Source organism: Gellertiella hungarica, from assembly GCF_014197145.1.
GTDB lineage: Bacteria > Pseudomonadota > Alphaproteobacteria > Rhizobiales > Rhizobiaceae > Gellertiella > Gellertiella hungarica.
This window is the reverse complement of record NZ_JACIEZ010000012.1, coordinates 25131-37110: the sequence shown is the minus strand read 5'-3', so window position 1 is coordinate 37110 and position 11980 is coordinate 25131. Positions and strand designations below refer to the sequence as shown.

At 63.5% G+C, this 11980-nt stretch carries 9 protein-coding genes; 4 read left to right on the top strand and 5 right to left on the bottom strand.

Annotated elements, in window-relative coordinates; genetic code table 11:
* Nucleotides 1–4 precede the first annotated feature (4 nt).
* Nucleotides 5–886, top strand: a complete 882-nt coding sequence (locus GGR23_RS20030; RefSeq protein ID WP_183368105.1) for a ParB/RepB/Spo0J family partition protein — start codon at nucleotides 5–7, stop codon at nucleotides 884–886.
* A gap of 15 nt (nucleotides 887–901) precedes the next feature.
* Here the strand turns inward: GGR23_RS20030 and holA are convergent, their stop codons facing one another.
* From holA to leuS, 3 genes are read right to left on the bottom strand one after another with little or no spacing between them, the layout of a single operon-like run.
* On the bottom strand, nucleotides 902–1948 hold the full coding sequence (holA, locus tag GGR23_RS20025; protein WP_183368103.1) for a DNA polymerase III subunit delta: 1047 nt from the start codon (nucleotides 1946–1948) through the stop codon (nucleotides 902–904).
* 3 nt (nucleotides 1949–1951) lie between these two features.
* A complete protein-coding gene (lptE, locus tag GGR23_RS20020; RefSeq protein WP_183368102.1) occupies nucleotides 1952–2473 on the bottom strand; it encodes an LPS assembly lipoprotein LptE in 522 nt (173 codons plus the stop codon).
* A complete protein-coding gene (leuS, locus tag GGR23_RS20015) occupies nucleotides 2463–5093 on the bottom strand; it encodes a leucine--tRNA ligase (protein ID WP_183368100.1) in 2631 nt (876 codons plus the stop codon). The genes lptE and leuS overlap by 11 nt, the downstream gene beginning before the upstream one ends.
* A 195-nt stretch (nucleotides 5094–5288) precedes the next feature.
* Here leuS and GGR23_RS20010 point away from each other — a divergent pair, with 195 nt between their 5' ends.
* On the top strand, nucleotides 5289–5948 hold the full coding sequence (locus GGR23_RS20010; protein WP_183368098.1) for a YggS family pyridoxal phosphate-dependent enzyme: 660 nt from the start codon (nucleotides 5289–5291) through the stop codon (nucleotides 5946–5948).
* 2 nt (nucleotides 5949–5950) lie between these two features.
* On the opposite strand, the gene GGR23_RS20005 is transcribed toward GGR23_RS20010, so the two are convergent.
* Entirely contained in the window at nucleotides 5951–6322 is a 372-nt protein-coding gene (locus tag GGR23_RS20005) for a hypothetical protein (protein WP_183368097.1), read from the bottom strand.
* Between the two features lie 272 nt (nucleotides 6323–6594).
* On the opposite strand from GGR23_RS20005, the gene GGR23_RS20000 reads away from it, so the two are divergent.
* Entirely contained in the window at nucleotides 6595–8499 is a 1905-nt protein-coding gene (locus GGR23_RS20000) for a propionyl-CoA synthetase (RefSeq protein ID WP_183368095.1), read from the top strand.
* Between the two features lie 430 nt (nucleotides 8500–8929).
* Here GGR23_RS20000 and GGR23_RS19995 read toward each other — a convergent pair whose 3' ends face one another.
* Complete coding sequence (locus GGR23_RS19995) at nucleotides 8930–9634, bottom strand: DUF1013 domain-containing protein (RefSeq protein ID WP_183368093.1); 705 nt, start codon at nucleotides 9632–9634, stop codon at nucleotides 8930–8932.
* 293 nt (nucleotides 9635–9927) lie between these two features.
* Here GGR23_RS19995 and acs point away from each other — a divergent pair, with 293 nt between their 5' ends.
* Nucleotides 9928–11877, top strand: coding sequence for an acetate--CoA ligase (gene acs / locus GGR23_RS19990; protein ID WP_183368091.1), 1950 nt, complete (start codon nucleotides 9928–9930; stop codon nucleotides 11875–11877).
* Nucleotides 11878–11980 lie beyond the last annotated feature (103 nt).

The following is an 11980-nucleotide window of genomic DNA, read 5'->3' as shown; positions in this document are numbered from 1 at the left end:
TTCGATGAACGACGATCTCTCGAAGCGCCGCCTGGGACGAGGTCTGGCCGCTCTCATCGGCGAGATGGATCAGCCGCTGCAGGCGGATACGGCCCGGCCCGGCGTGAATCCTGATCGTCTCGTTCCCATCGAGTATATCTCGCGCAACCCGCGCAACCCGCGCCGCTATTTCGATGAGGCGGAGCTGCAGGACCTCGCCTCCTCGATCCGGCAGCACGGAATTGTCCAGCCCGTGGTCGTACGCACGCTTGGGCCGAACCAGTACGAAATCATCGCGGGCGAGCGGCGCTGGCGGGCGGCCCAGCTTGCCGGTTTCGTCGAGGTCCCTGTCATCGTCCGTGACGTCGATGATCGAACCGCTCTCGAGATTGCCATCGTCGAGAACGTCCAGCGTGCCGATCTCAATCCTCTGGAAGAGGCCCTGGGCTATGAGCAGCTGATTTCGGAACATGGCTATACGCAGAACGATCTGGGAGAGATCATCGGCAAGAGCCGCAGCCATGTGGCCAACAGCCTGCGTCTTCTGAAACTGCCGGAACCGGTCAAGGATATGCTGGCCGATGGCTCGCTTTCCGCAGGCCATGCGCGCGCACTCGTTTCGACATCCGATCCGGCCGCGCTTGCCCGGACCATCGTTCACAAGGGTCTTTCGGTTCGCGATGCGGAAAAGCTTGCCCAGAACGACATCAAGGGCCTGTCTTCGCCCGCAGCCAAGAGCGGGAAGACCGAAAAGGATTCCGACACGCTCGCGCTCGAACGTACGCTCACCGATGCGCTCGGGCTCGAAGTCAGCATCGCCCACAAGGGCAATGCCGGCAGCATCAAGATTTCCTACCGCACGCTGGAACAGCTCGAAGACATCTGCCGGCTTCTGGAACGCCGCTGATTCGATTCGCGGCCGTTACGATCGGGCCGGCGCGCGGGCGGACTGGAGGGTGATCGACAGCAGGATCTGCAGCGCGATGCTTTCTTCCAGCTGAGGGCGCTGCCGGCATTGCAGCACGGCCATGTGCAGGCGATTCATTTCACGGGCAAGAGCCGGCGCGGACCAGGTCCGCAAGGCCCGTTCGATGATCGGTTTGCGCTTGAAATGCACGCCGCGGCCGAGCGTCTGCATCACCTGTGCGGGCTGAAGGCGCTTCTCGTCCATCTCCATCCGCATCTGGTCGAGCAGTTGAAACTGGCGCAGGCAGCCCTGCAGCACCAAGAAGATCGGCGTCTTGGACTGGGCGATCTTCTCTGCAGCATGTAGAAACTGGTCGCGGTCGCCGCTGAGCACCGCATCCACGGCCTCGTCCGTCGAGATGGCACTGGCATCGCCGATGATATCCCGCACATGCTGTTCGTCGATGGCATCCTCGCCCTTGCAGTAGAGGGCGAGCTTGCGGATCTCGTTGCGTGAGGCAATCCGGTCCCCGCCCAGGCTTTCAAGAAGCAGTCCCCGCGCATCCGGCGTGATGCGCAGGCCGCTCGATGACAACTCGCTGTCGATGAGGGCATTGAGCGCCTTGGTATCGTCCGCGTAGCAGGCTATGCTTCCGACCCGCGGGCTGGCATCGGCAATCTTGCGCAATCCCGTGCCCTTCTTGAGGTCGCCGGCTTCGACGATCAGCATGCTGTCCGCCGGCGGCTCTTCCGACAGGATCGACAGGGCGTCGACCAGCCCCTTCTCGTTGCCGCCTCCCCTCACCCACACCAGCCGGCTGCCGCCGAAGAGGCCGAGAGAATTCATCTCTTCTACGATGCGTCCGGGCTGGGCGGAAAGATCCGAGGCGTCGAGACGCACGACCGAGAAATCATCCTTGAGATCGACGCCGGACAGCGCTGCGAGTTCCGCGGCCCGCTCGGAAACAAGCCCCCGGTCCGGTCCGAAGATCACGAACAGCCGGTAAGGCAGGGGCTTCCGCCTGAGAAGCCCCTCGAATTCGTGGTTCTTGATTTCGGCCATGGCTCAGCGCGAGAGGGCGGTGGCGATGTCCGCCCGCACCAGCTCGGCCAGTTCCTTTGCCGCACGGTCCTCTGCGTCCAGAACCGCCCGCGTATTGGCAAATTCCTGGATGGAATAATCCACCAGAGCCACGGCGGACCGCCTGCCCGACTTGAGTATCTGGCTGTCGCTGTTGCGGGTAATGCTGTAGGTGGCCGAAACGGTCACCTTGGCCGCCCTTGCGGTATCGGAGGAATCGATCAGCAGCAGCTTCGAAACGCTGCTCGAAACCTTGAGGTCCACGTCGTAATCCGCCGTTGCAGGCTCGCCCGCCCCGCCAGATGTCAGGAAGATCAGGCGGTTCCTGACCTCCTGCCCCACGCGCGTGCTGGCTTCGGAGAAGGAAATGGAGCCGAGCCGGGCTGCGGTTGCGCCTTCGCTGTCATAGAGAGGGCGCACCTGGCAGGCGGAAAGCAGGCTTGCACCGGCCAGGGCCAGGGCGACCAGCGCCGCGCGCCGGAGGGGCTTTTTCGGTTCAGACGACAATGTTCACGATCCTTTGCGGAACGACGATGACTTTCTTCGGTGCCTTGCCCTCGAGGGCCTGCTGCACCGGTGCGAGCGCCAGAACGGCCGAAGTGACGGCATTCTGGTCAGCGTCGCGGGCAATTGTCAATTCGGCCCTTTTCTTGCCGTTGATCTGCACCGGAAGCGTGATCTCGTTTTCGGAGACCAGGGCTTCCAGGTAGGCAGGCCATCCGGTGGTGGCGACAAGGCCTTCATTGCCGAGGATCGACCAGCATTCCTCCGCAAGATGGGGCGTCATCGGCGCGACGAGCTGGACGAGGATATTGGCTGCCTCCCGCAGCGCGGCGCGGGTGGCTTCATCGGCCTTGCCCGCAGCGGCTGCCGTCAGCGGAGCGGCGAGGCTGTTCACCAGCTCGTAGATCCGCGCCACGGCCTTGTTGAAGGCCAGCTTGTCATAATCGTTCTGCACCGCCTTCAGCGTCTTGTGCGCGGCCTGCGAGATCGCCATCGCCTCGCCGTCCAGAGCGGGCTTCGCGGCCACGCCCGACAGCTGGGGGGCAGCCTCGGAGATCAGGCGCCAGACGCGCTGAACGAAGCGGTGCGCCCCTTCGACGCCGGCTTCCGACCAGATCACGTCGCGGTCCGGCGGGCTGTCGGACAGCACGAAGAAGCGGGCCGTGTCTGCCCCGTAGGAGCCGATGATGTCATCCGGATCCACCACGTTCTTCTTCGACTTCGACATCTTCTCGATGGAGCCGATCTTCACTTCTTCGCCGGATTCGAGCAGGAAGGCGCGGCGCTGGCCGTCCGTTTCCTCGATCCTGAGGTCGGCAGGGGCGATCCACTCGCGGCTCAGGCCCTCCCCGCGGCTATAGGTCTCATGCACCACCATGCCCTGGGTGAAGAGGCCCTTGAAGGGTTCCTTCAGGTCCAGATGGCCGGTCGCCTGCATGGCGCGGGTGAAGAAGCGCGAATAGAGGAGATGCAGGATCGCGTGTTCGATGCCGCCGATATACTGGTCGACCGGCAGCCAGCTGTTGGCGGCTGAAGGATCGGTCGGGTTCTTCTCCCAGGGTGCCGTGAAGCGGGCGAAGTACCAGCTGGAATCGACGAAGGTGTCCATCGTGTCGGTTTCGCGCCGCGCGTCCTTGCCGCAGCAGGGGCAGGATACATGCCGCCACGTGGGGTGACGGTCGAGCGGGTTGCCCGGCTTGTCGAAATCGATGTCGTCAGGCAGCTTGACCGGCAGGTCCTTCTTCGGAACCGGAACCACGCCACAGACCTCGCAATGGATGACCGGGATCGGGCAGCCCCAGTAGCGCTGGCGCGAGATGCCCCAGTCGCGCAGGCGGAAGTTCACCTTGCGCTCGCCCTGCGGTGCGCCGCGCAGCGTCTGTGCGGAAATGCGCCTTGCCACCTCCTCGAAGGCTTCTTCGGTGGAGAGGCCGTCGAGATAGCGGGAATTGATCATCACCCCATCGCCGTCATAGGCCACGTCGCCCACCGCAAAGCTTGCGGCATCGCCGTCGCGCGGCATCACGACCGGCACCACCGGCAGGTCGTACTTGCGGGCGAAATCGAGATCGCGCTGGTCGCCCGAGGGGCAGCCGAAGATGGCGCCGGTGCCATAGTCCATCAGCACGAAGTTCGCGACATAGACCGGCAGTTCCCATGCGGGATCCAGTGGATGGCGCACCTTGACGCCGGTGTCGATACCCTTCTTCTCGGCGGTTTCCAGCGCGGCAAGCGAGGTTCCGGCGCGGCGGCACTCCTCGCAGAACTGGCGAACGGCCTCGTTCTTTTCCGATACGGCCTTCGCCAGCGGATGATCGGCGGCGATCGCCAGGAAGGAGGCGCCGAAGAGGGTGTCCGGGCGGGTCGTGTAGACCGTCACCTCGTCATGGCCGGAGGCGGCGGCGTCAGCCACCACGTCCCAGCGGATGGTCATGCCTTCCGAGCGGCCGATCCAGTTCCTCTGCATCAGCCGGACCTTTTCCGGCCACTGGTCGAGCGTTTCGAGCGAATCCAGCAGATCCTGGCTGAAATCGGTGATCTTGAAGAACCACTGGGTCAGCTCGCGCTGTTCCACGAGCGCGCCGGAACGCCAGCCGCGGCCGTCGATGACCTGTTCGTTGGCCAGAACCGTCATGTCTTCCGGGTCCCAGTTGACCTTGGAGTTCTTGCGGTAGACGAGGCCCTTCTCCAGGAAGTCCAGGAACAGGTGCTGCTGGCGATGGTAGTAATCCACGTCGCAGGTGGCGAACTCGCGCGACCAGTCCAGCGAAAGGCCCATGCTCTTCAGCTGGCCGCGCATGGTGGCGATGTTCTCGTAGGTCCAGGCCTTGGGGTGAACCTTGTTCTTCATCGCCGCGTTTTCGGCCGGCATGCCGAAGGCGTCCCAGCCCATCGGATGCAGCACGTTATAGCCGCGGGCGCGCTTGTAGCGTGCCACCACATCGCCCATGGCGTAGTTGCGCACATGGCCCATGTGGATGCGCCCCGACGGATAGGGGAACATCTCGAGCACGTAATATTTCTCGCGCGGATCGTTGTTGTCGGTTTCGAAGACCTTGTTCTCGGTCCATTTCGCCTGCCACCGGGGCTCGGCGTCGCGCGGATTGTAACGTTCGTTGGCCATGTCGAGAAAATTCCAGAAAATCAGGGAAGAATTGGCGCTGACCTTCACCATGAAACCGTTCGAGCGTCAAGTTTCTGGCGGCCAAGAGCGGCAAAGTTTGGGCCGGGGCAGAGGGGCCGGCAGAATGCAGCCTTGGCAAGGCGGCCCGGGCGGTTTACTTCAGTCGCGTTGTTCAATCAGCCAATGGGGCCCGGGATGACCATCGAGCAGAGACTGGAAGACGTCAGGCAGAAGATCGCGGCGGCGGAAAAGGCCGCAGGCCGGGCGCCGGGATCGGTGTCGCTCGTGGCCGTCTCCAAGACCTTCGAGGCCGACGACATCCGCCCCGTGATCGCCGCCGGCCAGCGGGTCTTCGGCGAGAACCGCGTTCAGGAAAGTCAGGGCAAGTGGCCGGCGCTCAAGGCGGAAACTCCGGGCATCGAGCTTCATCTCATCGGTCCCTTGCAATCGAACAAGGCGGCCGATGCGGTCGCGCTCTTCGACGTGATCGAGACCGTGGACCGGGAAAAGATCGCCCGGGCGCTGGCCGCGGAGATGAAGGCACAGGGCCGGAACGTCCCCGTCTATGTGCAGGTCAACACCGGGCTGGAACCGCAAAAAGCCGGCATCGCACCGGACGACGCCGTTTCCTTTGCCGGATTCTGCCGTGACGAGCTGGGGCTCCATGTCCTCGGCTTCATGTGCATTCCCCCCGCAGAGGAAAACCCCGGGCCGCATTTCGCGCTGCTCGCCAGGCTTGCGGCTGAGGCCGGGCTGGCGAAGCTCTCCATGGGCATGTCCGGCGATTTCGAAACGGCGGTCGCCTTCGGTGCGACGAGCGTGCGCGTGGGATCGGCGATCTTCGGCGCCCGCTGACCTCAGGGGCTCGTGCGGGTCCGCAGCACGACCACCAGGAAGAGCAGCATGGAGATCACCCCGAGCACGGCGCCGGCTTTTGCCAATGCATCGCCGGTGCCATTGATCGCCATGATGACACCCGGGAACATCAGGATGGTGGCGAGATGCATGGCCCCGACCTGCAGTACCGGGAGCAGTCCCCGGGCTGCCTGCGGGAAAAGCTGGTAATAGGCGCCGAAGAGCGCGATGGATACCCAGCCGAGCAGATTGAGATGGGCATGCGCCGGTGCATAGAGGTGATTGCCGCTGGCGGACATCCAGATGCCGAAGCCCATGCCGACCAGCGCATAGATGGCTGCACCCGCCCAGGATGTGCGTACGATACTCGTCATGATTTTCCCTCCCCCGCGCCAGACGAGGCGCGCCGTGGCCGACGTTCGGCGCCTGGCTGTCTTTTGTCAAACCGGGAAGATTCGGGAGGCTTTGCCACCTGCGACTGCGCTCCCGCGCACCTTATCGTGCTTTAGTATGGGTTTTCCTGCGCTTCGTTTCCCCGATAAATTCCGCGCGGACTGAGGGGGGGACGGGCTGCCTGTCGCGCCTTCGGCCGGGAGGCCGGCCACCCCCGCAAACGACAACCGGTCGCAGCCATCGGGAGGAAACAATGCAAAGCCGTTACCACGAGACCTACGCTCAATGGAGCGCCGATCCGGAAGCCTTCTGGCGGAAGGAGGCGGAAAAGATCCGCTGGTTCCGCAAGCCGGACGCGATCTTCGACGGTTCCGCCGGCGTTTACGGGCGGTGGTTTCCCGATGCCGAGACCAATACCTGCTACAACTGTCTCGACCGCCACGTGGAAGCCGGACGCGGCGACCAGAAGGCGGTGATCTACGACAGCCCGATGACCGGCGCGAAGCAGTCCTTCACCTATGCGGAGGTGCTGAAGGAGGTGGAGGCCGTGGCCACCGCCATCGCCGCGCTCGGGATCGGCAAGGGCGACCGCGTCATCATCTACATGCCGATGATCCCCCAGGCCGTCTTCTCCATGCTGGCCTGTTCCCGCCTCGGCGCGGTGCATTCGGTGGTCTTCGGCGGCTTTGCCGCCCACGAGCTTGCCACCCGCATCGACGATTGCGCGGCCAAGCTCGTGATTACCGCCAGCTGCGGTCTCGAGCCCGGCCGCACGGTCGCCTACAAGCCGCTGCTCGACCACGCGATCGACATGGCGCAGCACAAGCCGGCCCATTGCCTCGTCTACCAGCGCGACCAGCTGCACGCGCCGCTCCACGCCGGACGCGACGTGGATTTCGAAACGGCGGTCGATGCCGAGCGGCAGAAGGGCACCCGCGTGCCCTGCGTTCCCGTTCTCGCCACCGATCCGCTCTATGTGCTCTATACCTCCGGTACCACGGGCCAGCCGAAAGGCGTCGTCCGTGACAATGGCGGCCACATGGTCGCCCTCCAGTGGACGATGAGGAACCTCTACGGCGTCAATCCCGGCGAGGTGTTCTGGGCCGCTTCCGACATCGGCTGGGTGGTCGGCCACTCCTACATCGTCTACGGCCCGCTTCTCACGGGCAACACGACCATCATCTTCGAAGGCAAGCCCGTCGGCACCCCGGATGCGGGCACCTTCTGGCGCGTGGTTTCCGAACACGACGTCAAGGCGCTGTTCACCGCACCCACCGCCTTCCGCGCCATCCGCCGCGACGATCCGGACGGCGAATTCGTCGCGAAATACGATCTGTCCCGCTTCCGCACCCTCTTCCTCGCCGGCGAGCGTGCCGATCCGGAGACGATCAAATGGGCGGAAAGGATGCTGAACGTCCCCGTGATCGATCACTGGTGGCAGACGGAAACCGGCTGGCCCATGGCCTGCAACCCCATCGGCCTCGGCCAGCTGCCGGTGAAATACGGCTCGCCCTCCGTTGCCGTTCCGGGTTACAAGATCGAGGTGCTGGACGACGAGGGCCATCCGGTCGGGCCGGATACGCTCGGCAACGTGGTTGTCAAGCTGCCGCTTCCGCCGGGCTGCCTCGTCTCCTTCTGGAATGCCGACGAGCGCTTCCGCTCCTCCTGCCTTGCCGAGTTCCCCGGCTATTACAAGACGGCGGATGCCGGCTACATGGACAAGGACGGCTATCTCTTCATCATGGCGCGCACGGATGACATCATCAATTGCGCCGGCCATCGCCTCTCGACGGGCGCCATGGAAGAGGTCTGCGCCATGCATCCCGATGTCGCCGAATGCGCCGTCATCGGCATTGCGGACGAGCTCAAGGGGCAGATCCCCTGCGGCTTCCTGGTGCTGAAGAACAAGGTCACGCGCGATGCGGCGCTGATCAAGAAGGAAATCGTCAACCTGGTGCGCGACGAGATCGGCCCGGTGGCCGCCTTCAAGACCGTCATGATCGTCGAACGGCTGCCCAAGACCCGCTCCGGCAAGATCCTGCGCGGCACCATGCAGAAGATCGCCGACGGCCTCCCCTGGAAGATGCCCGCCACCATCGACGATCCCGCCATCCTCGACGAGATCACCGAACATCTGAAGGCGCACGGCCACGGGTGAGGCCTGAAGGGTATATGGCGTTTGGCCTTGCGGGGTGTTGCGATTGGCGCACGCCCGTTTGCCTCGCGCGGCGTTGAGTGTGCCGATGCGCACCCCCCTCTGTCCCTGCCGGGACATCTCCCCCTCAAGGGGGGAGATCGACATTGCGGTTTTTGGTTTCCCCAGACAACAAACGTCTGATTTGCTGAAACGGTGGCTGGGGACTGCCAAGATAACGGCATCCCGATCTCCCCCCTTGAGGGGGAGATGCCCGGCAGGGCAGAGGGGGGTGCCGTACGTCAAACACGACGGTTGCAGGGCAGAGGGGGTGCCCATCCGCAAACTCCTCGCCACGCCAGGCAGAAGCTACACTCCGGCAAACTCCGCCCAGCAAAAAACCCCGCCGTTTTCACGTGCGGGGTTTTGCATGTTCCGGGGTGCGGAGCCGGTCTCAGTAGAGATCGTCCTCGTCCTCGTCGGCCGGACGGTCCGACTTCAGCGACTTCAGCTTGGCGAAGACGGCATCGGCGTCGATTTCCTTCTCCTCTTCCTGGCCGTAGTCGAAGCCGCCCTTTTCGGTTTCGTAGGCCGGCTGCAGCGTCGCGCCGAGTTCGGCGGCGGTGGGCAGCGGACGGCTCTTGGCGGCCTTTTCCACTTCCATGTCGAGATCGATCTGGCTGCAGAGGCCGAGCGTCACCGGGTCCATGGCGGTCAGGTTGGCGGAGTTCCAGTGGCTGCGGTCGCGGATCTGCTCGATCGTCGACTTGGTGGTGCCGACCAGGCGCGAGATCTGCGCATCCTTGAGTTCCGGATGGTTGCGCACCAGCCAGAGAATGGCGTTCGGGCGGTCCTGGCGCTTGGAAACCGGGGTGTAGCGCGGACCCTTGCGCTTGGATTCCGGCACGCGGACCTTCGGCTCGGAAAGCTTCAGCTTGTAGTCGGGATTTGCCTCGCCGCGGGCGATTTCGTCGCGCGAGAGCTGGCCGGTGGAAATCGGGTCGAGGCCCTTGATGCCCTGGGCGGCTTCGCCATCGGCGATGGCCTTCACTTCGAGCGGGTGGAGCCTGCAGAACTGAGCGATCTGGTCAAACGAGAGCGCCGTGTTGTCAACCAGCCAGATGGCGGTCGCCTTCGGCATGAGCAACTGTTGAGCCATGGATATAGTCCTTCTGTCCGTCCGCGCCGGGGTCGCGGGCCGTGGTATCACTACCAGATTTCCGGGAAATGCGGAGGTGTATAACCGCAAACAGGCTCAAATGCAATTGGCAGTGCAATGCAAAGGATGCATAACAGATCCGGTTTCAGAATTGCGGGACCCTGTATTTCGGGTACCTTTGTCTAATTGCCGGGGCAGATCGACATGCTATGGTCCCCCCGACGATCGCGATCCGGGGGGTGAGCACATGGAACCGGTGCCCGGTCGCCCTGCCGTGCCAAGAGGAGGAGTACATGGCGTCGAAGACGTATCCAGTCCTGAAGTCTGCCAAAGCCCAGGCCCTGATCGATAACGAGAAGTACCTGAAGTGGTACGAGGAGAGCATCGAGGACCCGGAAAAGTTCTGGGGCAAGCACGGCAAGCGCATCGACTGGTTCAAGCCCTATACCAAGGTGAAGAACACCTCCTTCAAGGGCAAGGCACAGATCAAGTGGTTCGAGGACGGTCTGACGAACGTTTCCTACAATTGCATCGACCGCCACCTGAAGACCCATGGCAACCAGACCGCCATCATCTGGGAAGGCGACAACCCCTACATCGACAAGAAGATCACCTATAACGAGCTCTACGAGCATGTCTGCCGCCTGGCGAACGTGCTGAAGAAGATGGGCGTCAAGAAGGGCGATCGCGTCACCATCTACATGCCGATGATCCCGGAAGCGGCCTATGCGATGCTCGCCTGCGCCCGCATCGGCGCCATCCATTCCATCGTCTTCGGCGGCTTCTCGCCGGAAGCGCTGGCCGGCCGCATCGTCGATTGTGAATCCACCTTCGTGATTACCTGCGACGAGGGCGTGCGCGGCGGCAAGCCGGTGCCCCTCAAGGAAAACACCGATATCGCGATCGATCTGGCGGCCAAGCAGTTCGTCATCGTGCACAACGTGCTCGTCGTTCGCCGCACGGGCGGCAAGATCGGCTGGGCGCCGGGCCGCGACCACTGGTACCACCAGGAAATGGCGACCGTTAAGCCCCATTGCGAGCCGGTGAAGATGAAGGCCGAAGACCCGCTCTTCATCCTCTATACATCCGGTTCCACCGGCAAGCCCAAGGGCGTGATGCACACGACCGGCGGCTATCTCGTCTATGCCTCGATGACCCACGAATATGTCTTCGACTATCACGAGGGCGATATCTACTGGTGCACGGCGGATGTGGGCTGGGTGACCGGCCATTCCTACATCGTCTACGGGCCGCTCGCCAATTGCGCGACCACGGTCATGTTCGAGGGCATCCCGACCTTCCCGGATCAGGGGCGCTTCTGGGAAGTGATCGACAAGCACAAGGTCAACATCTTCTACACCGCGCCCACCGCCATCCGTTCGCTGATGGGTGCAGGCGACGAATTCGTCAAGCGCTCCTCGCGCTCGACGCTGCGCCTGCTCGGCTCCGTCGGCGAGCCGATCAATCCCGAAGCCTGGGAATGGTATTACAATGTCGTCGGGGAGCAGAAATGCCCGATCGTCGATACCTGGTGGCAGACGGAAACGGGCGGCATCATGATCACGCCGCTGCCGGGCGCCACGGACCTGAAGCCGGGTTCGGCCACCCGTCCCTTCTTCGGCGTCAAGCCGGAGCTGGTCGACAACGAGGGCAATGTTCTCGAAGGCGCGACCGACGGCAATCTCTGCATCACCGACAGCTGGCCGGGCCAGGCCCGCTCGGTCTACGGCGATCACGACCGCTTCATCCAGACCTACTTCTCCACCTACAAGGGCAAGTATTTCACCGGTGACGGCTGCCGCCGCGACGAGGACGGCTATTACTGGATCACCGGCCGCGTGGATGACGTGCTGAACGTTTCCGGTCACCGCCTCGGTACGGCCGAAGTGGAATCGGCGCTTGTCTCGCACCATCTGGTCTCGGAAGCCGCCGTCGTCGGCTATCCGCATGGCATCAAGGGTCAGGGCATCTACTGCTATGTGACGCTGATGGCCGGCCACGAGCCGACCGACCAGCTGCGCCAGGAACTGGTCAAGCATGTCCGCTCGGAAATCGGTCCGATCGCCTCGCCGGACAAGATCCAGTTCGCGCCCGGCCTGCCGAAGACCCGCTCGGGCAAGATCATGCGCCGCATCCTGCGCAAGATCGCCGAGGACGATTTCGGCTCGCTCGGCGACACCTCGACACTCGCCGATCCCTCCGTTGTCGACGATTTGATCGCCAACCGGCAGAACAAGGGCTGACACCGAACATGGCCCGTAATGCGACGGAGCTCCCGGCCTGAGGAAGGCCGGGATCGACTACATTAGGGTGTCGTTGACATAGGTGGGATTTTCCCGCTATTGT

Coding starts and splice junctions, on each gene's coding strand:
- acs (WP_183368091.1), top strand. CDS start 9,928: ATGGCGTCGAAGACGTATCCAGTCCTGAAGTCTGCCAAAGCCCAGGCC.
- GGR23_RS20005 (WP_183368097.1), bottom strand. CDS start 6,322: ATGACGAGTATCGTACGCACATCCTGGGCGGGTGCAGCCATCTATGCG.
- GGR23_RS20030 (WP_183368105.1), top strand. CDS start 5: ATGAACGACGATCTCTCGAAGCGCCGCCTGGGACGAGGTCTGGCCGCT.
- GGR23_RS19995 (WP_183368093.1), bottom strand. CDS start 9,634: ATGGCTCAACAGTTGCTCATGCCGAAGGCGACCGCCATCTGGCTGGTT.
- leuS (WP_183368100.1), bottom strand. CDS start 5,093: ATGGCCAACGAACGTTACAATCCGCGCGACGCCGAGCCCCGGTGGCAG.
- GGR23_RS20000 (WP_183368095.1), top strand. CDS start 6,595: ATGCAAAGCCGTTACCACGAGACCTACGCTCAATGGAGCGCCGATCCG.
- holA (WP_183368103.1), bottom strand. CDS start 1,948: ATGGCCGAAATCAAGAACCACGAATTCGAGGGGCTTCTCAGGCGGAAG.
- GGR23_RS20010 (WP_183368098.1), top strand. CDS start 5,289: ATGACCATCGAGCAGAGACTGGAAGACGTCAGGCAGAAGATCGCGGCG.